This is a genomic window from Planomonospora sp. ID67723, from assembly GCF_015711605.1.
Taxonomy (GTDB): domain Bacteria; phylum Actinomycetota; class Actinomycetes; order Streptosporangiales; family Streptosporangiaceae; genus Planomonospora_A.
Map to the genome: position 1 here is coordinate 278,500 of NZ_JABTEZ010000003.1, position 21,058 is coordinate 299,557.

The following is a 21,058-nucleotide window of genomic DNA, read 5'->3' on the forward strand; positions in this document are numbered from 1 at the left end:
AGGCCGGCTCCCGGGACACCGGCGTCACCCCGGCGTCACCGGGGGCAGGCGGTGCCCTCGGCGGGGACCTTCCCCTCCAGCAGGTAGGCGTCGGTGGTCTTCTTCACGCAGGCCTCACCGGACAGGTAGGCGCCGTGGCCCTCGCCCTTGTGGGTCACCAGCACGGCGGTCTTGAGCTGCTCGGTCAGCTTCGGTCCCCATTCGTACGGCGTGGCGGGGTCACCGGTCGTGGCGATGACCACGATCGGCGCCGAGCCGGTGGCGTCGACCTTCATGGCCTCGTCGCTGCCGGGGACCGGCCAGGCGGAGCAGATGATCCCCATGCCGCCGTTGCCGAACAGCGGGGAGACCTTCAGCGCCGCCGCCTCCGTCCTGGCCAGCGTCGCGGCGTCCGGCCGTTCGGCGGTGTCCACGCAGCTGACGGCGGGGAAGCTGCTCATGATGGTCGAGTAGGAGCCGTTGGCGTCACGGCCGTTGTAGCTGTCGGCCAGAGCCAGCAGACCCCGCCCGTCGCCCTTCATCGCCATGCCCAGGGCCTGGTCGAGGAAGGGCCAGCTCAGCTCCGAGTAGAGGGCGGCGGCGATGCCGGTGACCGCGAGTCCCTGGGTGAGACGCCGGTCCCCGACCGTCAGGGGCCTGTCGTCCAGGTCGTCCAGGAGCTTGTCGACGTTCTTGTTCGCCACGGTCGTGTCGGCGCCGGTCTCGCACTGGCCGGCGTCCTTCACGCAGTCCTTCAGGAAGGACTCGTAGGCCTGCTGGAACCCGGCCGTCTGGACCAGGGTGCGCTCCTCCATGGAGACGCTCGGGTCGAGCGGGGCGTCCAGGACGAAGCGGCCCACCCTGTCGGGGAACTTCGTGGCGTAGACGGCGCCGAGCTGCGTGCCGTACGACATCCCGAAGTAGTTGAGCTTCGCGTCGCCCAGCGCCTGGCGGATCCGGTCCATGTCCTGGGCGGCGTTGACGGTGCCGACGTGCGGCAGGATCTTGCCGGAGGTCTCCTGGCAGGCGTCGGCGAACTCCTCGATGGTCCGCTCGATCTCCGCGCGCTCGGCCGCGTCGCCGGGCACGCTGTCCAGGGAGGTGAAGCGGTCCATCTGCTCGCTGCCGCCGCACCGGACCCCGGAGCTGCGCTCCACGCCGCGCGGGTCGAAGCTGACCAGGTCGTACCGGGCGCCGAGGGTGCCGAACGACTTGGCCGCCTGGGCCAGCGTGTCGACGCCGGAGCCGCCGGGACCGCCGAAGTTGAAGAGCAGGGAGCCGATCCGCTCGCCGGGGCCGGCGGCCTTGACCCGGATGAGGGCGAGGTCGATCGTCGCGCCGCCGGGCTTGGCGTAGTCGAGGGGGACGGCCAGCTTCCCGCACTGGAGGCTCGGATCCGGGGTGGCGGGCCCCTGGCCGTCGGGACGCTTGATGTCGGCGCAGGTCTCCCAGGAGATCGCGCCCTGGCGCTCGGGCGCGCCCGGAGCCGTGGCGCCCGGAGCCGTGGCGCTCGGTGCCTCGCCGCCGCCGCTGCACGCGGCCAGCGCGGCGGTCAGGACCGCCGCGGCGGCCGCCGGAATCCATCGCACGGTGTTGCTCCCCTCGGACTCGCTCGGGATGGTGCGTAATCGCTCGCAGGGGAAGTGATTCAACACTAACCGGGCGGGACCTTCGAGTCGAAGGTCCCGCCCGGCCGGTTCTCGAAAGCCGGCTTTTCTCTCAGAGACCCATCGACTGGGTGTCGTTGCTCTCGGGGCCGCCGGCCTCGGTCACACCGTTCTTCAGGTGGTACCTGGCGATGGCCTCGCGCAGCACCTCCGCGTCCACCTCGCCGCGCCGGGCGAGCTGGGTGAGCACGGCCAGCGTGATCGAGGCCGCGTCCACGTGGAAGTGGCGGCGCAGCGCCGACCGGGTGTCCGACAGGCCGAAGCCGTCGGTGCCGAGCGAGGTCCAGTCACCCGGCACCCACTGGGCGATCTGGTCCTGCACGGCGCGCATGTAGTCGCTGACGCCCACGAACGGGCCCTGGGCCTGCGAGAGGGCCCGGGTCACGTACGGCACGCGCTGCTCGGCGTCCGGGTTGAGCAGGTTGTGCTCCTCGGCGGCCAGCGCCTCACGGCGCAGCTCCGACCAGGAGGTGGCCGACCACACCTCGGCCGCCACACCCCAGTCCTCGGCGAGCATGCGCTGGGCCTCCATGGCCCACGGACCGGCCACGCCGGAGGCCAGGATGTTGGCCCTCGGGCCGGAGACCCCGGCGGGTGCGGGCGCGAACCGGTAGAGGCCCTTCAGCAGGCCGTCCACGTCGAGGTTCTCCGGCTCGGCGGGCTGGAGGTAGGGCTCGTTGTAGACGGTCAGGTAGTAGAAGACGTCCTCCGGCCGCTCGCCGTACATCCTGCGCAGGCCGTCGCGGACGATGTGGCCGATCTCGAAGCCCCACGACGGGTCGTAGGACACCGCCGCCGGGTTCGTCGAGGCGATGAGCGGGGTGTGGCCGTCCTCGTGCTGCAGGCCCTCGCCGTTCAGCGTGGTGCGGCCCGCGGTGGCGCCGAGCAGGAAGCCCCGGCCCATCTGGTCGCCCAGCTGCCACATCTGGTCGCCGGTGCGCTGCCAGCCGAACATCGAGTAGAAGATGTAGATCGGGATCATGTGCTCGCCGTGCGTGGCGTACGCCGTGCCGGCGGCGACGAGCGAGGCCATCGAGCCCGCCTCGCTGATGCCCTCGTGCAGGATCTGACCCTCGGTCGACTCCTTGTAGGACAGCAGCAGCTCCCGGTCCACGGCCTCGTAGGTCTGGCCGTGCGGCGAGTAGATCTTCGCGGTCGGGAAGATCGCGTCGAGACCGAAGGTGCGCGCCTCGTCCGGGATGATCGGCACGAAGCGGTGGCCGATCTCCTTGTCGCGCATGAGGTCCTTGAGCAGGCGGACGAAGGCCATGGTGGTGGCGACGTTCTGCTTGCCGGAGCCCTTCTTGAGCTGCGCGTAGGCCGCGTCTCCGGGGAGCTTGATCGGCTTGGCGCGGACCACGCGCTTGGGCAGGACCCCGCCCAGGGCCGCGCGGCGCTCCTTCATGTAGGCGATCTCGGGGTCGTTCTCGCCCGGGTGGAAGTACGGCGGCAGGTCGGCGTCGAGCGCCGAGTCCGGGATCGGCAGGTAGAGCCGGTCGCGGAACTCCTTCAGCTCGGCCTTGGACATCTTCTTCATCTGGTGCGTCGCGTTGCGCGCCTCGAAGTCCTTGCCGAGGGTCCAGCCCTTGATGGTCTGGGCGAGGATGACCGTCGGCTGCCCGACGTGCTCGCGGGCCGCCTTGAAGGCCGCGTAGACCTTGCGGTAGTCGTGGCCGCCGCGCGACAGCTTGCGGATGTCGTCGTCGGACAGGTGCTCGACCATCTTGCGCAGGCGCGGGTCTCCGCCGAAGAAGTTCTCGCGGATGTACTCGCCCGTCTCGACGGAGTAGGTCTGGAACTGGCCGTCGGGAGTGGTGTTCATCTGGTTGACGAGGACGCCGTCGACGTCGGCCGCGAGCAGCGGGTCCCAGTCGCGGCCCCAGACGACCTTGATGACGTTCCAGCCGGCGCCGCGGAAGTAGGACTCCAGCTCCTGGATGATCTTGCCGTTGCCGCGTACCGGGCCGTCGAGGCGCTGCAGGTTGCAGTTGATGACGAAGGTGAGGTTGTCGAGCTCCTCGCGGGCGGCCAGGCCGATCGCACCGAGCGACTCGGGCTCGTCCATCTCGCCGTCGCCGAGGAAGCACCAGACGTGGCTGCGGCTGGTGTCCTTCATCTGCCGGTTCAGCAGGTAGCGGTTGAACCGCGCCTGGTAGATCGCGCCGATCGGGCCGAGACCCATGGAGACCGTGGGGAACTCCCAGAAGTCCGGCATGAGGCGCGGGTGCGGGTAGGAGGGCAGGCCCTTGAAGCCGTGCGACAGCTCCTGGCGGAAGGCGTCGAGCTGACCCTCGTTGAGGCGGCCCTCCAGGAACGCGCGGGCGTAGATGCCCGGCGCGGCGTGACCCTGGAAGAAGACCTGGTCGCCCGACTCGCCGTGGTCCTTGCCGCGGAAGAAGTGGTTGAAGCCCACTTCGTAGAGCGACGCGGCCGAGGCGTAGGTGGCGATGTGACCGCCGACGTTGGTCCGGGCGTTGGCCCGGGTCACCATGACCGCGGCGTTCCACCGGATGTAGGCGCGGATCCGCCGCTCGATGTGCTCATCGCCGGGGAACCAGGGCTCGCGCTCCGGGGGAATGGTGTTGATGTAGTCGGTGCTGCGCAGGCCGGGCACGCCGACCTGGCGCTCGCGGGCCCGCTCCAACAGGCGGAGCATCAGATAACGCGCCCGAGTGCGGCCCTCCGTCTTGATGACGTTGTCGAGCGACTCGAGCCACTCCTGGGTCTCGCTGGGGTCGACATCAGGGAGCTGGCTGGGTAGGCCGTCGCTGATGACCGAGAAACGCTGGCGTCCGGAAGCCACTGGTCTCGCCTTCCGAGAATGGACTTTTGTCTGGTGTAGGTCGCCTTCCATCCTGGTCGCTTACCCCGGAAAGTGCATCTCTACTGACCGGTAACCAAGATGTCCCTGCTGGCAGGGCGAGGGAAGTGGCCTAGACCACCGATGGTAGGACGAATCAACATCCAAGGTTACATCGGGGTTCCTCTTTTCTGGAGGGCCTCGGCGTACGAACCTGGAGATATCAGGACTTGTCCTGGTTGGAGGGAGGTACAAGGGATGAACGCGACGGTGGGCGACCAGATCCTGGTCCACGGTCACACGACCGGACACGGCGACCGGAGAGGGGAGATCGTCGAGGTCCGCGGGAACGGAGGCGAGCCTCCCTATCTGGTGCGTTTCGAGGACGGCCACACCGGCCTGCTCTTCCCCGGCCCGGACGCGGTCGTCGTTCCGGTGCAACGCGGATCGTAGGATTCCATATGTGAGATCTCAGATGATCGAAGTGGTGACGGGCTCCCGCGAGCGGGTGCACGACATCACCTTCGAGTGCGAGAGCTTCGTCCGGTCGTGCGGGGGCGACGGCCTGCTGCACGTGTTCGTGCCGCACGCGACCGCGGGGATCGCGCTGATCGAGCTCGGCTCGGGCAGCGACGACGACCTGCTCGCGGCCCTCGGGGGCCTGCTCCCCGCGGACGACCGGTGGAAGCACGCGCACGGATCCCAGGGGCACGGACGGTCGCATGTCATGCCGGCCCTCATCCCTCCGTACGCCACCGTCCCGGTTCTGGCCGGGCGTCTCGCACTCGGCACATGGCAGTCCGTAGCCGTGGTGGACCTCAACGTGGACAACCGGGAACGCCAGGTCCGACTGTCATTTTTGTCGGACTAATTCATGCGTAGCCCAGTCGTTGCCGTGGCGACCGTTGACGACTGAGGGTCACAGCGTGTGGACTGTGCCGAAGCACTGTGAGCACCGTGTGAGGACGGGGCCATCGAAGCAGGAGGGATAAACGTGAGCGCGACCGCGGGTCAGGCGCAGGGCGAACGCAGCCTGGCCGAACGACTCGGCCTCAAGCCGGGTCAGGTGGTGCAGGAGGTCGGATGGGACGAGGACGCCGACGACGATCTGCGCGACTCCATCGAGGAGCTGACCGGTAACGAACTGGTCGACGAAGACTTCGAAGACGTCGTCGACGTCGTGCTGCTGTGGTGGCGCGACGGGGACGGTGATCTGTTCGACGCCCTGAGCGGTGTGGTGACCAACCTGACCGACGGCGGCCAGATCTGGCTGCTCACGCCCAAGGCCGGCCGGGAAGGGCACGTCGAGCCCAGCGACATCGGTGAGGATGCCACGACCGCGGGTCTCTCGCAGACCAGCAGCATCAGCGCCGCCCCCGACTGGTCGGGAACGCGGCTGGCCACGCCCAAGGCACGCCGGTAGGGGACCGGTGTGCCCGCCCTGCCGTACGGCTCGCGCGAGCCGTACGGCAGGATGATGGCGTCCGTCAGCGGCGTGAAAGGATCCGGCGAACATGGTCGAGGTGGGCTCCCCGGCCCCGGACTTCGAGCTGAGGGACCAGCACGGCGCCCCGGTCCGGCTCTCGGACCACCGGGGCGACAGGATCGTGCTGGTCTTCTACCCTCTCGCCTTCAGCGGTGTCTGCCACGGTGAGCTCTCCGCGCTCCGCGACGAGCTCCTTCCCGGCCTTCCGCAGGACGTCCGGGTCCTCACCGTCTCCGTCGACTCGGTCTTCGTCCAGCGCGCCTGGGCCGACCGGGAGGGCTACGGGTTCCCGATGCTCTCCGACTTCTGGCCGCACGGACAGGTGGCGCGGACGTACGGTGTGTTCGACGATGAGAAGGGCGTCGCCAGACGGGGCACCTTCGTCATCGACGGTGAGGGCGTGGTCCGCTGGCGGGTCGTGAACCCGCCCTCCCAGGCGCGCGACGTCGCCGAGTACCGCCAGGTGCTCGCCGGCCTCCTGCCCCAGGTGCCCCAAGTGTTGTAGTGGTGATCCGGTGGATGCGCATCCGGCGTCCACCGGTCTCGATCCTCGGAGGCGATAATGCCCTGCTTCTCGTGCGGGGCCCGGCAGACCGACCCCGTCCGTGGCGCGAGCCCGTGGAAGCGCGGGGTGCGCCAGGAGGCCCAGGTCCTCATCTGCCCGGACTGCCAGCGCACGCACGACCTCGATCTCGACGCCTGCGGCTCGTGCGGCTCCATCGCGCTCATCTGCCGGCTCGGCGAGGTGGAGTGCCGGTCCTGCGGTTCGGTACGGCTCGCCGGGCAGCGCCCCGAGAGCTCGCCGCGGCCCGACGGGCTGGCCGACGAGGTCGCGGCGGCGCTGGAGCGCGTCCTCGGACGCCTGACCTCGCACGCCTGACTTCCGGCCGGTACGGCCCCGCCTCCCGATGCCGCGACGCCCCCTGCTGGGTTAGGGTAAGTCGGCATAAAAAGGGCAGACGGCTGGGTTTCGTGCTGCCCTCCCCGGACCGGGCGTTCCCACGCCGCGATCATGATGAGGGCTGGATGAGCGACTACGTGGTGGCCGTCGACGTCGGGGGCACCTCGATGAAGGGCGGGATCGTCACCCGGTCCGGCGAAGTCGCCGCGACCGGCCGCCGCCCCACCGGAGGCGAGGGCGGCCCGGCCAACGTGGTCGAGACCATCCGCTCCTTCGTCGGAGACCTGGCCGCCCGCGGCTTCGAGCTCTTCGGCACCGGACCCGCCGCCGTGGGCATCGCCGTACCGGGACTCGTCGACGACGCGACCGCCACCGCTCTGTACGCCGCCAACCTCGGCTGGCGCGATGTCCCCGCGGCCGACTTCGTCCCGCTGGACGTCCCCGTCCTGCTCGGCCACGACGTGCGAACCGGCGGCCTGGCCGAGAGCGTGCTCGGAGCCGGCCGGGAACTCTCCGACTTCCTCTTCCTGCCCATCGGCACCGGCATCGCGGGCGCGATGATCATCAATGGTGCGCCGTACGGCGGGACCTCCGGCTGGGGAGGCGAGATCGGGCACATCCCCGTCTTCCCGGAGGGCGAGACGTGCGCCTGCGGGCAGATCGGCTGCCTGGAGACCTACGCCTCCGCCTCGGCCGTCGGCCGCCGCTACTCCGCCCGCGCGGGCGCCTCCGCCACGGCCGAGCAGGTCGCCGCGCTGACCGTTTCGGGCGACCCCGCGGCGACCCGGGTGTGGGACGAGGCGGTCGAGGCCCTGTCCCTGGCGCTGGCCACCTACACGCTCCTGCTGGACCCCTCGGCGATCGTCCTGGGCGGAGGCCTGGCCGAGGCGGGTCCCCTCCTGTCCGACCCTCTGACCGTCCGGCTCGCCAAGCGCCTGACCTTCCGCGAGGCGCCCCCGCTGCGCCGGGCCGTTCTCGGGGTCAACGCGGGCATGCTCGGTGCCTCCCTGCTCGGCTGGCGCGCGGCCGGAGTCGGGGATGCGGGCGCGTCGTGGGCGCCCGATGTGCCGAGAACCCCGATGGTGTCGTAAAGTTGTGTCCCGTCTGTTCCGCGGGACCTCCCGGGCGCTTAGCTCAGCGGTAGAGCGCTCGCCTTACAAGCGAGATGTCACTGGTTCGAACCCAGTAGTGCCCACAGCGATGCCCCTGGCCTGCACTGACAGGTCAGGGGCTCTGTGTTTTCAGCGGAGGTGCCGGGTGTCCGCCATCTGGGGAGCACTCGCTTCACCGGCGAGCGCTCCGTGTGTCGAGGCAAGGGCTGGTCCTGATGAACGTAACCTGCCTCAGGCGACCCTGACGGAGTGCGGGCCGACGCTGATCGTCACATCGAGGTGTCCGCCCAGTGCGGTCGCATAGGCGCGAAGGGTTTCCAGTTCCATGGCGTCCAGATCGCCGTTTTCGATCTGGGAAACCCGCGACTGGGAGATGCCGAGCGCGGCGGCGACGTCAGCTTGGGTTTTGCCGAGCGACTTACGCAGTTCCTTCAGGTGGTGGCCGCCAACGTAGGCATCCAGCTTGGCTTCGGCGGTGGCCTGCCGCTCCGGGGTGGCCAGCTCGGGATGGAGCCGGTGGGCCTCGGCCTTGACCTCCTGCCAGCGGCGCGCAGGGCTCATCGCCTGTCCTCCTTCCTTCATCGATCGTGTGCGTAGCATGATCGCAGTAGTCGCCGACGAAAGAGATCTGGACACTCGGCCGGAGGAGACCCTTGCCGGTAGGGATCGCTTTCTGGGTGACTAGCTGGGTGACAGCGACCGTGGACGCGACCGGGCGCCGGCGGGCTGGGAGGGCTATGGGTGTGTCTCCCAGAGTGCGCTCACAGGGACGGCCAGCATGCGGTCTCCGAAGGAGAAGGTGTGGGTGCCGGTGTGCAGGACCAGTCCGGCGACGAAGTCGGGGCCGACACGCTCGGCGAGGTGACGAAGTCCTTTGAAGTCCTCCGGCCGTACGGTGGACGCGGCCTTGACCTCGACACCTACCACCTGGCCCTGGCGGGTCTCCAGGATGGCGTCGACCTCCACCTTGTCCTTGGTCCGGTAGTGATAGAGCTCGACCAGGGTGTCCGACCAGGTCGTCTGCCTGGACAGCTCCATGAGGACGAACCCTTCCAGCAGCGGGCCGAACGCGGAACCCGGCCGGAGCAGGCCCCGGGCGTCGGCGCCGAGAAGGTTCGCGGCCACACCCGAGTCGACGAAGGCGATCTTCGGGGTGTGGACGGCCCGGTTGCTGATGTTCTTCGACCAGGCGGGAACACGCTTCACCAGGAAGACCTCTTCCAGAAGCGCCAGGAACCTCGCGGTCGTGGTGCCGGGCAACCCGAGATCACGGCTCAGCGCCTGGACGACGAGCAGTTGGCCGGACCTGGCCGCCAGCAGCTTGATCAACGCGCGTAGTTCTGCGATGCGCTCGATCTCCGACAGCTGCATCACATCGCGGTTGATCAGGTCGCCGACGTAGGAGTCGAAGAATCGTTGCCTGCGACGGGCGTTGGTGCGGGCGACCGCCTCGGGGTAACCGCCGCGTACCAGGCGCTCGGCGTAGTCCGCTCGGGTCAGCTGGGAGGTGTGCCGTAGCTCGGGACCCCGGCCGAAGACCGCGTCGATGAACCCGTCGGGCCGCCCGCCGATCTCCCCCTGTGCGAACGGCCAGAGTTCGATGGTCTCCATCCGCCCGGGCAGGGTGTCAGGTAGCCCACGCAGCGCGAGGAGGCGGGAGGATCCGGTGAGGAGATACCTGCCGGGCCTTGGGTTGGCATCCACCTGGGATTTGATGGCGAGCAGCAGTTCGGGAGCCCGCTGGATCTCGTCGATGACCATCCGCTCTGGAAAGTCGACGAATCCGCTGGGGTCGCTCAGCGCCGCCTGCCGGGTCAACGGGTCGTCGAGATCACGCCACTCGGTGTCTCCAGCCTTGGCGAGTTGCCGGACCAGAGTGCTTTTGCCCGACTGGCGGGCGCCGTTGACCAGGACGACGCGGGTATCGGCTAGAGCGTCCGTGACCGCCTGCTCCGCATGACGTCGGACCAGGTGCCCCAGCGGTGTCGTGACCATACGTTCATCATGCCAGAGGCGGTGAGATAGCCGTCATGATCACGGTGAGATGGTCGCTGATGTGACGGTGGAATGGTCGGTGAGAGCATCTCCGGGGACACGTGGAGACCGTTGTGATCACGCGGGAGCGCGGGGCGAGTGGAGTCCGGCAAAGCGTCCCTCCAGGAGATGATTGCGGTATCGGCTCCTCCGTAGCCGTCGATGAAGGACACCGGCCAGGTGGTCGGGACCGGTGAAGGCCGCGTTGCCCCGTCCGGGGCCGACACCCCCTGACAGCCGCGAACTGGCGCCGACGACCATCGCGTTCCGATGGGAACGCGATCTCAGGGAAGCCACTCCTGAAGCTCGGCGAGATGCCCGAGCTCCGCCTCGATGCGCTGCCTGTCGTCGTCGGTGAGCTCCAGAGCGCGTAGATCGGCGGCCCACGGATCGGCGGGTTCGCCGAGGACTGCGGCCAGGTCGATGAGGTGGCACAGGGCGATAGCCCGCTCGGCCGCCGGGGCGTCCGCGCCGTGCCTGCGCACCGCGGACTTGAGCGCGCGGAAAGCCTGCAGGTCGTCGTTTTTGAACTCACGCAGGATCCGGGCGTTGTCGAGCGCCTTGGCCAGGCCCGTCAGCTTCTTCGAGCCGCCGTACTCCAGTTCGGTCGGTTCGTCGCGCTGGATGAATATGATCGAGTTCCCGGACGGATCGATCAGCGTGAACCGGGACGCGCCCGGCCGGTAGCGGGTGATCCGGGGAAGGCCGGAACCCGGCACCTTCCCGTGGACCCTGCGCAGTGCCGCGACGAACGCCGCGTGGTACGGCGCCACGGCGTCGACCATGACCAGGCAGCCTCCGGACTTCTCCCGGGCCGGATCCAGTCCCTTGGGCGCCGGGCCGAAGTGCAGGTGGAATCCGCTCCACCGCAGCGCCAGATAGACATAGGGCTTGCTCTGTTTGTAGGTCGCCTCGAACCCCAGCGCCTCATAGAACGCCAGAGTCTCCTCCACCGACGCGCACGGCATCAACGGCACCGTCGTCTCGTTCGGCCGGATCGCGGGTTCACTCACGTCATTCCACCTTCCAGGTCGTCCGACGATGCTTACGCCCTTCGGCGAACCTCGCATATGGATCGTTCCAGGCGGTGTGGCGTGCCCCGGCCCGCACAGCGGCTGTCCCGAGGAAGAGCCGGTCCGCGCACTGCGTGGGCCGGTCATGCACCGGCTGGGCTCCGGCCCGCGAGGCGACTCCGACGGACCGCGGGCGGCAGGGCCTTCGCCCTGCCGCCCGTTCCTTCTGGCCTGCCCCCTCACAACACCACCGGTCCGTATCGGGCGGCCGGTGCCCCGGTGATGTGCGCCCAGTAGCGGTCGCCGTAAGACCAGTGCCACCACTCGGTGGGGTAGTTGACCAGGCCCATCGCGCTCAGCGCCTGGCTCAGGATGCGGCGGTGCTCCCCGGCCTCAGCGGAGATGCCGGCACTGGCGGTGTGGCAGGCCTCGGTGCCGGTGTCGTTGACCTCGGTGCCCATCCAGAGTTCGGCGCCGTCGGTGGTGCACAGGGTCAGGTCGACCGCGGCGCCCGCGACGTGCGGCGCGATCTCGGGCGGGGAGATGTAGCGGCTGGCCCGCCGGCGGTACCAAACCTCGTCACGACCCGGGTGCGCGATCCGGAGCCGGTCGACGTGGGCGTCGAAGTACCTGGTTTGCGTCTCCACCGGCCGGAAGCCCTCAATGATCAAGAAGCGCAGTCCGGGCCCCAGCAAGGTCTGGGCGGTGACCAGGCGATCTACGACACCGAAGCGAAGCCGAGCGTAGAAGCCGTCCGGGTCGGCCATGCGCGGATCGACGCGCAGCGCCTGGACGGTACGGAGATCGATCAGAGCTTCGCCGGACTCTTTGACCGGCATACGGCTGATCGCGGGATCGGAGAGCAGAATCATTTCTTGTCCTTCGGCGACTCGGCCAGTGGCGGTCACTGCTTGGTGGGGATGCGACGGGAAGTGCTCCGTTGCGCCGTCCTCGACATCGGCCCGGACACCCGGCAAAAAGAAACCGGGGTTCGGACCGTCTGGTTCGAACCCCGGAGATTCACACGAGGCGGATGGCGTTCCAGTCCCAGCCCGCTGCGGCGGGCACGGTGTAGGCGCTGGTGAAGGAGGCGAAAGCGCCGCTGGTGCTGGCGCGGGAGGTGTGCATGCTGATCGAGCCGTCGGTGTGGCGGTACATGATCGCCAGGTCGGCGCGGTGGTCGCCGTTGTAGTCACCGGCCAGGAGTTTGAAGGCGTTCCAGTCCCAGCCCGCTGCGGCGGGCACGGTGTAGCTGCCCGTGAAGGGGGTGAAGTCGCCGTTGGCGTTGGCCAGGGAGGTGTACAGCTGGATGGAGCCGTCGGCGTGGCGGTACATCATCACCGCGTCCGCCCGGCCGTCGCCGTTGGCGTCGCCGGACACCAGGCGGATGGCGTTCCAGTCCCAGCCCGCTGCGGCGGGCACGGTGTAGGCGCTGGTGAAGGAGGCGAAAGCGCCGCTGGTGCTGGCGCGGGAGGTGTGCATGCTGATCGAGCCGTCGGTGTGGCGGTACATGATCGCCAGGTCGGCGCGGTGGTCGCCGTTGTAGTCACCGGCCAGGAGTTTGAAGGCGTTCCAGTCCCAGCCCGCTGCGGCGGGCACGGTGTAGCTGCCCGTGAAGGGGGTGAAGTCGCCGTTGGCGTTGGCCAGGGAGGTGTACAGCTGGATGGAGCCGTCGGCGTGGCGGTACATCATCACCGCGTCCGCCCGGCCGTCGCCGTTGGCGTCGCCGGACACCAGGCGGATGGCGTTCCAGTCCCAGCCCGCTGCGGCGGGCACGGTGTAGGCGCTGGTGAAGGAGGCGAAAGCGCCGCTGGTGCTGGCGCGGGAGGTGTGCATGCTGATCGAGCCGTCGGTGTGGCGGTACATGATCGCCAGGTCGGCGCGGTGGTCGCCGTTGTAGTCACCGGCCAGGAGTTTGAAGGCGTTCCAGTCCCAGCCCGCTGCGGCGGGCACGGTGTAGCTGCCCGTGAAGGGGGTGAAGTCGCCGTTGGCGTTGGCCAGGGAGGTGTACAGCTGGATGGAGCCGTCGGCGTGGCGGTACATCATCGCCGAGTCCGTCCGGCCGTCGCCGTTGAAGTCTCCCGACGCCTGCCCGACCGACGAGTCCTGGGACGGTGGCGCGGCCAGGTCGTCGATGATGTTGTTGTAGCGGATCGGGCGGTAGCTCTGCAGGCCGGACCACGACTCGCTGCCCACCTGGCCGTGGGAGTTGGCCGTCGGCCCCTTGGCCCAGTCGTCCCGCCAGCCGTCGCCGTCGCGGTCGTCTCCGCCGTTGAGGGAGTAGGTCCACGCTCCCTGGGAGTGATCGGCGGGATTCTTCCATCGGGCGAACAGCTCGATATGGCCGGACTTCAGGATCGCGTCTCCGGGCTTCAGATCGTGCAGGCTGCCCAGGTAGTGCTTCCCCGACCAGCTCTCGAAGTCGTCGGTGCTGTTTCCGCCTTTGCCGGAGTTGGCGGTGATGTGCCATGCCATGGAGACCAGCCCGGAACAGTCCGGGCCGTATCTGTTGTCTCCTTCCACGTCTGTGTAAAGCGTGTCCGAGCGTCGTGTGAGGTTGTACCGGACCGCGCGGTCAACCCAGTTCTGAGCGCGGGCGAGCACCTCGGAGCGAGTGATCTGGCCACCGGGAGTGGAGGCGGCGCGGGCCGCCGCGGCGCTCGCGTGGGCCGGGGCCGCGGTGACCGTGGTCACCGCGGCCCCGGCGAGGCCGAGGGCCGCGGCCGCCATCAGGCTGAGCGTGCCGGAGACCAGGTGGTTGAGTTTCATGGGGATTCCTTCTGGTGGAGGGGGGTGATCCCTGACACCGGAAGGCTCGAGCCGGGTACTGAAACTTCGCTGAAAATCCGTGGCGGATGGTTTTCAGCGGACTCCCGGACCTGCGGTGAGCTCGCCGTACTCGCGGGCGCCATGGTCGTGGAAGGTCTTCAGCGCCTGGGCACGAAGGGCGGCGGCGGCCTCTGGTTCGCCGCGGGCCTCATGGAGCAGGGCGAGGACGCATTCCGTGCGGGCGCGCCAGAGCGGGGCCTCGACGTCCTGCCATACCTCCATCGCCGCGGCCAGGCAGGCGGCCGCGTTCTCCGGACGCCCGTCGGCCAGGTGGAGCTCGCCGAGGGTGCGCAGGGTGACTCCCTGGCCCCAGCGATCCCCCATCGCCTGGCAGACCGACAGCACGTCCTCCAGTGACGCCAGCGCCTGCTCGGCCTGGCCCAGACGCAACCGGGCCTTGGCCTGCGCACGGATCGAATAGGCCTCCATCAGCCTGTCGCCGAGCCGGCTGAAGATGGCCACGGCCTGCCCGGCGGTGTCGATCGCCGGGCCGTACCGGCCGGTCGCCCGGTGGAACAGGCTCATGATGCGCAAGGTCAGCGCCTCGCCTCGGTGGCTGCCGGCGCGCCGGTAGGCGGCCAGTGATTCGACCAGATTCGTCCAGCCGGTGGCGTAGTCGCCGCGCTCCAGTCGGACCGAGGCGGCCAGCCGCTGCATGTCGCCGATTCCGCTGTCCTCGCCGAGCCTCCTGAGCAGCGGGCCGGCCTGGTCGAGGAAATGCAGGGATTCGACCAGGCGGCCGGCTTCACGGCAGGCCGCGCCCAGCCCGATCAGCGAGATCGCCTGACCGCGCGGGTCGCTCAGTTCACGGAAGGCGCCGAGCGCTTCGGTGAAGTGCTGCCGGGCCTCGGGATAGCGATCCTGCAGGTAACGCAGGTGCCCTAGTTCGGCCAGCATGGTCACCTCGCTGTACCGGTCGCCGGCGGCCCGGGCGGCGGTCAGCGCCGCGTGATTGATCCGCTCCCGGGCGCCGAACCGGTTGACCCCCAGGAAGGACGGGCCCAGCCGGGCCGAGGCGAACTGGCAGACCAGAGCGTGCAGACCGATTGCGGCAGCACGCTCCAGGCCGACGACCAGCGCGGGCTGTTCGACCTCGAACCAGGCATGCGGGGCTTGCCGTACCCGGGCCAGCAGTTCCTGCGGCATCGAGGGCGCCGCCACCGGCGGCCGCAGCCAGCCGAGTTCCTCAGACGGGGTGTCCACGGCGACCTGCTCCGCGAGGCTCAGCCAGGCGCCCAGTACCTGGGCCACTCCTGCCAGCGCCTCGTCCGGTTCCTCGCCTTCGGCCCGTTCGCGCCCGTACAGACCCACCAGGTCGTGCAACCGGTACCGCAGGCCGCCCACCTCGTCGACCCGGCTGAAGTCGACCAGGTGCGCGTCCACCAGCCGCTCCACCACGTCCTCGGCGAGGATCTCGCCGGTGCCGGTCAACCACGCGACGATCGGCGGGGAGAACTCCGGCACCCCCAGGTACCCCAGCCGCCGCAGCGCCCGCTGCGCGTCGGCGTCCAGTCCCCGGTAACTGAGCTCGAAGCCGGCCCGGACCTCCAGGTCCGCGATCGCCAACTCGTCCAACCGGCGGCGTTCGTCGGCCAGCCGCTCAGCCAGCAGCCGCAACGGCCAGCGCTGCCGGGTGGCCAGCCGTGCGCCGGCGATGCAGAGCGCCAGCGGCAGCCGTCCGCACAGCTCGGCGATGGCCCGCGCCGCCTGCTCCTCGGCGGCCACCCGCTCGGTGCCGACGATCCGGGCGAGCAACTCGACCGCCTCGCCGGTGTCCAGGACGTCCAGGTCGGTACGGCAGGCTCCGGACAGTCCGCCGAGCCGGTTGCGTGCAGTGACCAGTACGGCGCAGCCGGGTCCGCCCGGAAGCAGCGGACGGACCTGCCGTTCGGAGGCGGCGTCGTCGAGAAGCACCAACACCCGTCGATCAGCCAGCAGGCGGCGATACAGTTCGGCCCGCTCGGGGGTGGATGCCGGGACGGCCGCCGCCTCCACCCCCAACGCCTTGAGGAACCGTCCCAGCACCTCACCGGCGTCGGCGGGGGCGTCACTCATCCCGCGCAGTTCGGCATACAGATGCCCGTCGGGGAAGGCGGCCGCGACCCGGTGGGCGACGTGGACGGCCAGGGCGGATTTGCCGCTGCCGCCGCGGCCCGCGATCACCTGGATGGGCGTGTCCGGCTCGGGCGTCAGCGCCGCGATCAGGGCCGAGGCCTGAGGGGCGCGGCCGGTGAAGTCGGCGGGTGCCAGCGGCAACTGGGCCGGCGCGGCGGTGTGCGCCACCTCGCCGGTCGGCGGCGCGGCCAGGGCGGGGTCGCCGCGCAGGATCGCCTGGTGCAGGGTGGTCAGCTCCGGGCCCGGATCCACCCCGAGCTCCTCGATCAGGGCGTCGCGGCCCTCGCGGAAGGTCGCCAGAGCGTCGGACCGGCGGCCGAGCCGGTACAGGGCGGTCATGTACTGGCCGCGCAGCCTTTCGTTGGCGGGGTGGCGGCCGACCAGCATGGCCAGCTCAGCCACCAACCGGCCATGCTGTCCCAGCGCCATATCGGCGGCGATGCGTTCCTCGACGGCGGTCAGCCGCAGGTGCTCCAACCGGGCCGCCTCGCCGGCCAGCAGGGAGCCGCCCAGTCCGGCCAGGGCGGGCCCTCGCCACAAGGCCAGTGCGGCGGTGAGCAGGTCGGATGTCTCCCGGGGCGCGGACGTCTGGCGTGCCCGGGTCAGGAGCCGGTCGAACTCGTCCACGTCCAGCGATCCGCTGGGGATCCGGGCCAGGTAGCCGGGCGGGTGGGTGACGATCACGTCCGTGGCGCCGTGCAGGGCCAGCGATCGGCGCAGCGTCTTGACGTAGGTCTGGATCGCTGCCCTGGCGGTGTCCGGTGGGTTGTCGGGCCAGATGATGTCGATCAGGCGGGTGATCGGCACGATGTGGCCGTGCTCGAGCAGTAGCGCGGCCAGCAGTGTCTGTGGTTTGGACCCGCCGAGGGGCACCAGCGATCCGCCGGCCGCCACCTCGGCCGCCCCCAGGAGCCGAAATTCCACCGCTGTCTCCCGCTCTCGGCCTTCTCGGTGCAGACATGACGATCAAGCTGGGGACATTGTCGATTAAGGATGCTGTGGCCGCCAGATCCTTTTTGTCTGGCCATGGCCGGGGCGGACCCCGACCAGCATCGCGCCCCGGTGACAACGGTTCGGACGTGTGGGCGAAGAGTAATGCGACCAAGACCGGGGTGGACGTCGCCCGACGCGGCACCGGTCGAGCTTGCTCCGCTTCGGCGGGCATCAATGGGCCAGGGCCCAGCCCAGGTCGGAACGCGAACGCGGTGTACGGATCGGCCGAAGCGACCCTCCGGGGTACCGCGGAAACCGCTCCGCCCCTCAAAGGCCGACGTCAGGAGCTCGTGAGGATGACGAGTCGCTGGGTCGCCCGGGTCATCGCGACGTAGCGGTCGACCGCTCCTTCGACGCCCTCGCCGAACGCCTCCGGGTCGACGAGGACGACCAGGTCGAACTCGAGCCCCTTCGACAGTTCCGGGGTCAGCGATCGGACGCGGGACGTCGTCCGGAATGTGGGATCACCGATGACGCAGGCGATCCCGTCGGCATGTGCGGCGAGCCAGGTGTCGAGGATCGAGCTCAGATCCGAAGCGGATCCGTGGACGACGGGGACGCCGCTGCTGCGGATGGAGGTCGGCACGTTGGCGTCCGGGAGCACGGCCCGGATGACCGGCTCGGCTTCCGCCATGATCTCTTCCGGTGTCCGGTAGTTGATGCTCAGGGAGGCCAGGTTGATCCGGTCGAGCCCGATCCGCTCGAGCCGTTCCTGCCACGACTCCGTGAACCCGTGCCTGGCCTGGGCGCGATCCCCGACGATGGTGAAGCTCCGGGACGGGCACCGGAGCAGCAACATCTGCCACTCTGCGTCGGTCAGTTCCTGGGCCTCGTCCACGACGATGTGCGCGAACGGGCCGGCGAGCAGGTCCGGTTCGGTGCTGGGCGATGCGGTCTCGTCGACCAGGGCGTCCCGTATGTCCTGTCCGTGCAGCATCGTCACCACACCTTCACCGTCGTCATCGGCCTCGAGCAGGGCGTCGACGACCTTGGCCATACGCTCGCGTTGGGCGGCGACGGAGGCTTCATGGCGGCGCCTGCGTTGTGACGCCTCCGGGTCGCCGAGCCGCTGCCGTGCTGCGTCCAGGAGCGGCAGGTCGGACACCGTCCACGCCTGGGCGTCCTCGCGCTGCAGCTGCCGAACGTCATCGGGGCTGAGCCAGGGAGCGCACATCCGCAGGTAGGCGGGTACCGACCACAGATCTCCGACGAGGTCGGCCGCCTCGATCAGCGGCCACGCGCGGTTGAAGGTCGTGAGCAGCTCCCTGTTCCGCCGCAGCGACTTGCGGAGCAGGTCAGGCGAGGCGTCGCCGCCGTGCTTGTCCACCAGGATCGTGAGCAGCTCCTCCCAGATCTGGTCGCGCGCCTCGTTGTGCGGAGTACCGGGTTCCGGTGCCTCGAACGCCTCGGCCCAGTCGTCGGCGCTCAGCCAGATGTCGGACCAGGGGGTCGTGACCGTCATCCCCTCGGCGGGAGGGTTCTCGTAGAACCTGACGGCCGGCTCGATCGCCTTCACCAGGCTCGCCGACGACTTCAGGCGGGCCACGTCCGGGTCGGTCTCGATCGCTGCCGCGGCTCCCTCGGCGACGAGGTCCCGCAGGGTGCAGGTCTGCACGCCCTCCTCCCCGAGGCTGGGGAGGACGTCGGCGACGTAGGCCAGGTAGGGCTGGTGCGGACCGACGAACAGCACGCCGCCCCGGCGGTGACCGAGGCGGGGGTCGGAGTAGAGGAGGTAGGCGGAGCGGTGCAGGGCGACGACGGTCTTCCCCGTACCCGGGCCGCCGTCGACGACGAGGGCGCCACGGGATCCCGCGCGGATGATGGCGTCCTGGTCGGCCTGGATGGTGCCGAGCACGTCTCGCATCCGGGCCGACCGGTTGCCGCCGAGGCTGGCGATGAAGGCGGACTGGTCGTCGAGCGCGGCGTGCCCGACCAACCCGTCCGAGGTGAACACCTCATCCCAGTAGTCGCTGATCCGGCCGCGGGTCCAGCGATACCTGCGGCGGCTTGTCAGGCCCATCGGGTTGGCGTGGGTGGCTCCGAAGAACGGCTCGGCCGCGGGGGAGCGCCAGTCGAGCAGCAGCCGGCGACCCGCGCTGTCCGTGAGGCCGAGGCGCCCGACGTACACGGGCTCGGGGTCGTCTGCGCCGACCATGTGCCCGAGGCACAGGTCCAGACCGAAGCGACGCAGTGCGCGCAGGCGAGCGGTCAGCCGGTGGATCTCCATGTCCCGGTCCATCGCCTGCCGGCCTTTGCCGCCGGGCGCCCTGCGCTCGGCATCGAGGCGGTCGGACAGGTCGGCGATCGACTGCTCGAGGCTCTCCGCGACGGCCGCGAAATGCTGCTCGTCGCCGGCGATCAGCGCCGGGTCGGCCTTGGGCGACAGGTGGCCGGGAAGGTCGAACGCGCTGGTGGTCAGAGGGTTCACGTCATAGCTCCGATCTGAGGTGGACGAGGCGCTCTCCCGGCTCGACGATCCCGCGTGGTTCACGCGGACACCGGCGGCCTTTCTCGGCCGATCGCCTCGAGCGGCGGCGTCGCGGCCACCGTCGCCCCGCCGTTGCGGATCGTGCCGGCCGCGGCGGTCGCCCACGCGCGGGTCTCGGGGGTCTCTCGGGAGGGCGGGGTCGTCCGGTTCGGCGTCCTCGCGCCACCCATGCGTCGACGACGACACACGCACTTCGCATCCCCCGTTTCCGCAGGCACTGGCCTCGGCCGACGATTCTGCAGCACGACCCGGGTCTTGCCGCAAGCCCCCCGGTGCGCTATACGTTGAGAGTGGAAAGGAGTGTGCACTCCCTCTTTCCCGCGCCGTGGGCGATCACCGGGCACCACTCCCGGGGGCTATTCCGGGGGCTGCTGCCGGGAACTATTCCCGGGGACTACTGTCAGGGACCGCTGCCGGGCTTTCGGTCGCAGTGAGGAAGTCCGGTCGCGAGGCTGCCGCAAGGACGTCGGGGCGTCGGCGGGCAACACGGCGCGCACCCTCGCCGCAGCCGTTCCGAGGTCTGCTGTGGCGACCACCGCCGTTCCGGCTTCTCCTCTCCTCCGCCCTCGTGGCTGATCCCGGTAGACGCGAGGCTACACCCGCGCCGCCCGGGGCGGGATGGTCGTGGCCGGCGCGGTGATCCGTGAGCGCCGCTGCCGGGGGATGCATGGCGTGCGGCCCGGACCGCGCTGATCTCCGAGCTCGTCGGGGCCTTCGGCGTCGAAGCGGCGCACGGTCTCCGGATGGCGGCCCACCTCGTCGGCCGATCCGACCTCTTGCTTGAGCTATCGATTATCGATAGATTTCCATTGTAACTCGATCGAAGGAGGGGCGATGAGAAAGCTGACAGTGCTCGCGTTGCGCGCCGTGCTCGTGGTGCTGCTCGCCGGCTCGGTGTTCGTGCAGACGGTGATGGTGCCGCTGCTGGCCGCCGACATGGAGGAGCTCCGCGCGGAATTCGCGTACCTGCGCACCCCGTTCCTCGTGATCACGGTCCTGGGGGTCGTGACGATCCAGGTCGTCCTGGTCTGCGTGTGGCGGCTGGTGACGATGGTGCGACGTGGCACGGTGTTCTCCCACGCCGCCTTCCGGTACGTGGACGTCGTGATCGGCGCGTTCGTGGCGGCCGCCCTGGTGGTGTTCTCGCTCGCGGTCCTCCTGGCGCCGGGCGACCCCGTCGCGCCGGGCATCGTCCTGCTGATATGCGGGGCCGCCGTGGCGGTCCTGGGGGTGGCGCTCATCGTGCTCGTGCTGCGGATGCTCCTCGCCCAGGCCGTCGCGCGCGACGTCGAGGCGGCGCAGATGCGGGCCGAGCTGGACGAGGTGATCTGATGCCGATCACCGTCGACATCGACGTGATGCTGGCCAGGCGGAAGATGTCCGTGGGCGAGCTCGCGGACCGCGTCGGGATCACCCCCGCCAACCTGGCGGTGCTCAAGAACGGCCGTGCCAAGGCGGTGCGCTTCTCGACGCTCGCCGCGCTGTGCGAGGTGCTCGAGTGCCAGCCGGGAGACCTGCTGCGCTGGGAGGCCGAGGCCGAGGCCGAGGCCGAGGCCGCGGACGGGTGACGGCGGCCGGGGCCGACGCGTCGCGGGTCTCGGTGCTCACAGGTCCCGGCAGGCCGACGCGCGGTTCCCGAAC

The 21,058-nt window shown here is 69.9% G+C and carries 17 protein-coding genes and 1 tRNA gene; 9 read left to right on the top strand and 9 right to left on the bottom strand.

What is annotated here, in order from left to right; translation table 11 throughout:
* Positions 1–35: 35 nt before the first annotated feature.
* A complete protein-coding gene (locus HS041_RS23000; protein WP_196442879.1) occupies positions 36–1,568 on the bottom strand; it encodes an alpha/beta fold hydrolase in 1,533 nt (510 codons plus the stop codon).
* A 130-nt stretch (positions 1,569–1,698) separates the two neighbouring features.
* Positions 1,699–4,449, bottom strand: coding sequence for a pyruvate dehydrogenase (acetyl-transferring), homodimeric type (aceE, locus tag HS041_RS23005; protein WP_196442880.1), 2,751 nt, complete (start codon positions 4,447–4,449; stop codon positions 1,699–1,701).
* Positions 4,450–4,704: 255 nt separating this feature from the next.
* Between aceE and HS041_RS23010 the strand changes: the two genes are divergently transcribed.
* From HS041_RS23010 to HS041_RS23040, 7 genes are all read left to right on the top strand, one after another.
* The gene (locus HS041_RS23010) at positions 4,705–4,899 is read left to right on the top strand and encodes a DUF1918 domain-containing protein (RefSeq protein WP_196442881.1); all 195 of its coding nucleotides are present in this window, start codon (positions 4,705–4,707) and stop codon (positions 4,897–4,899) included.
* A 10-nt stretch (positions 4,900–4,909) separates the two neighbouring features.
* Entirely contained in the window at positions 4,910–5,317 is a 408-nt protein-coding gene (locus tag HS041_RS23015) for a secondary thiamine-phosphate synthase enzyme YjbQ (RefSeq protein WP_196442882.1), read from the top strand.
* 123 nt (positions 5,318–5,440) lie between these two features.
* Complete coding sequence (locus tag HS041_RS23020) at positions 5,441–5,869, top strand: DUF3052 domain-containing protein (RefSeq protein ID WP_196442883.1); 429 nt, start codon at positions 5,441–5,443, stop codon at positions 5,867–5,869.
* Between the two features lie 91 nt (positions 5,870–5,960).
* On the top strand, positions 5,961–6,437 hold the full coding sequence (locus tag HS041_RS23025) for a peroxiredoxin (protein WP_196442884.1): 477 nt from the start codon (positions 5,961–5,963) through the stop codon (positions 6,435–6,437).
* A 57-nt stretch (positions 6,438–6,494) separates the two neighbouring features.
* Positions 6,495–6,812 carry a hypothetical protein gene (locus tag HS041_RS23030; protein ID WP_196442885.1) on the top strand — a complete coding sequence of 106 codons (318 nt, stop codon included), beginning with the start codon at positions 6,495–6,497 and terminating at the stop codon, positions 6,810–6,812.
* Positions 6,813–6,958: 146 nt separating this feature from the next.
* Positions 6,959–7,924: an ROK family protein gene (locus tag HS041_RS23035; RefSeq protein ID WP_196442886.1), complete on the top strand. Its 966-nt coding sequence runs from the start codon at positions 6,959–6,961 to the stop codon at positions 7,922–7,924.
* Between the two features lie 32 nt (positions 7,925–7,956).
* Positions 7,957–8,028 (top strand) — tRNA-Val (locus HS041_RS23040).
* Between the two features lie 148 nt (positions 8,029–8,176).
* Here the strand turns inward: HS041_RS23040 and HS041_RS23045 are convergent.
* The 7 genes from HS041_RS23045 to helR all read right to left on the bottom strand — a co-directional run bounded on the left by HS041_RS23045 (position 8,177) and on the right by helR (position 19,357).
* The gene (locus HS041_RS23045; protein ID WP_196442887.1) at positions 8,177–8,506 is read right to left on the bottom strand and encodes a helix-turn-helix domain-containing protein; all 330 of its coding nucleotides are present in this window, start codon (positions 8,504–8,506) and stop codon (positions 8,177–8,179) included.
* A gap of 174 nt (positions 8,507–8,680) precedes the next feature.
* On the bottom strand, positions 8,681–9,940 hold the full coding sequence (locus HS041_RS23050; protein WP_196442888.1) for an ATP-binding protein: 1,260 nt from the start codon (positions 9,938–9,940) through the stop codon (positions 8,681–8,683).
* 323 nt (positions 9,941–10,263) lie between these two features.
* Entirely contained in the window at positions 10,264–10,992 is a 729-nt protein-coding gene (locus HS041_RS23055) for a DUF8817 family protein (protein WP_196442889.1), read from the bottom strand.
* 239 nt (positions 10,993–11,231) lie between these two features.
* Positions 11,232–11,864 carry a M15 family metallopeptidase gene (locus tag HS041_RS23060; RefSeq protein ID WP_196442890.1) on the bottom strand — a complete coding sequence of 211 codons (633 nt, stop codon included), beginning with the start codon at positions 11,862–11,864 and terminating at the stop codon, positions 11,232–11,234.
* Positions 11,865–12,012: 148 nt separating this feature from the next.
* On the bottom strand, positions 12,013–13,761 hold the full coding sequence (locus tag HS041_RS23065) for an FG-GAP repeat domain-containing protein (RefSeq protein ID WP_196442891.1): 1,749 nt from the start codon (positions 13,759–13,761) through the stop codon (positions 12,013–12,015).
* A gap of 93 nt (positions 13,762–13,854) precedes the next feature.
* Positions 13,855–16,860 carry an AfsR/SARP family transcriptional regulator gene (locus HS041_RS23070; RefSeq protein ID WP_196442892.1) on the bottom strand — a complete coding sequence of 1,002 codons (3,006 nt, stop codon included), beginning with the start codon at positions 16,858–16,860 and terminating at the stop codon, positions 13,855–13,857.
* Between the two features lie 349 nt (positions 16,861–17,209).
* Positions 17,210–19,357 carry an RNA polymerase recycling motor ATPase HelR gene (helR, locus tag HS041_RS23075; protein WP_196442893.1) on the bottom strand — a complete coding sequence of 716 codons (2,148 nt, stop codon included), beginning with the start codon at positions 19,355–19,357 and terminating at the stop codon, positions 17,210–17,212.
* 894 nt (positions 19,358–20,251) lie between these two features.
* Between helR and HS041_RS23080 the strand changes: the two genes are divergently transcribed.
* Both HS041_RS23080 and HS041_RS23085 read left to right on the top strand, forming a co-directional pair.
* Positions 20,252–20,749: a DUF2975 domain-containing protein gene (locus HS041_RS23080; RefSeq protein ID WP_196442894.1), complete on the top strand. Its 498-nt coding sequence runs from the start codon at positions 20,252–20,254 to the stop codon at positions 20,747–20,749.
* The gene (locus HS041_RS23085) at positions 20,749–20,985 is read left to right on the top strand and encodes a helix-turn-helix domain-containing protein (protein WP_196442895.1); all 237 of its coding nucleotides are present in this window, start codon (positions 20,749–20,751) and stop codon (positions 20,983–20,985) included. The genes HS041_RS23080 and HS041_RS23085 overlap by 1 nt, the downstream gene beginning before the upstream one ends.
* Positions 20,986–21,058: the final 73 nt, after the last annotated feature.

What these genes read in the sequence shown, in the direction of transcription:
- HS041_RS23035 (WP_196442886.1), top strand. Translation starts at nt 6,959, where the DNA reads ATGAGCGACTACGTGGTGGCCGTCGACGTCGGGGGCACCTCGATGAAG.
- HS041_RS23080 (WP_196442894.1), top strand. Translation starts at nt 20,252, where the DNA reads ATGAGAAAGCTGACAGTGCTCGCGTTGCGCGCCGTGCTCGTGGTGCTG.
- HS041_RS23060 (WP_196442890.1), bottom strand. Translation starts at nt 11,864, where the DNA reads ATGATTCTGCTCTCCGATCCCGCGATCAGCCGTATGCCGGTCAAAGAG.
- HS041_RS23030 (WP_196442885.1), top strand. Translation starts at nt 6,495, where the DNA reads ATGCCCTGCTTCTCGTGCGGGGCCCGGCAGACCGACCCCGTCCGTGGC.
- HS041_RS23050 (WP_196442888.1), bottom strand. Translation starts at nt 9,940, where the DNA reads ATGGTCACGACACCGCTGGGGCACCTGGTCCGACGTCATGCGGAGCAG.
- HS041_RS23085 (WP_196442895.1), top strand. Translation starts at nt 20,749, where the DNA reads ATGCCGATCACCGTCGACATCGACGTGATGCTGGCCAGGCGGAAGATG.
- HS041_RS23010 (WP_196442881.1), top strand. Translation starts at nt 4,705, where the DNA reads ATGAACGCGACGGTGGGCGACCAGATCCTGGTCCACGGTCACACGACC.
- HS041_RS23025 (WP_196442884.1), top strand. Translation starts at nt 5,961, where the DNA reads ATGGTCGAGGTGGGCTCCCCGGCCCCGGACTTCGAGCTGAGGGACCAG.
- HS041_RS23065 (WP_196442891.1), bottom strand. Translation starts at nt 13,761, where the DNA reads ATGAAACTCAACCACCTGGTCTCCGGCACGCTCAGCCTGATGGCGGCC.
- HS041_RS23045 (WP_196442887.1), bottom strand. Translation starts at nt 8,506, where the DNA reads ATGAGCCCTGCGCGCCGCTGGCAGGAGGTCAAGGCCGAGGCCCACCGG.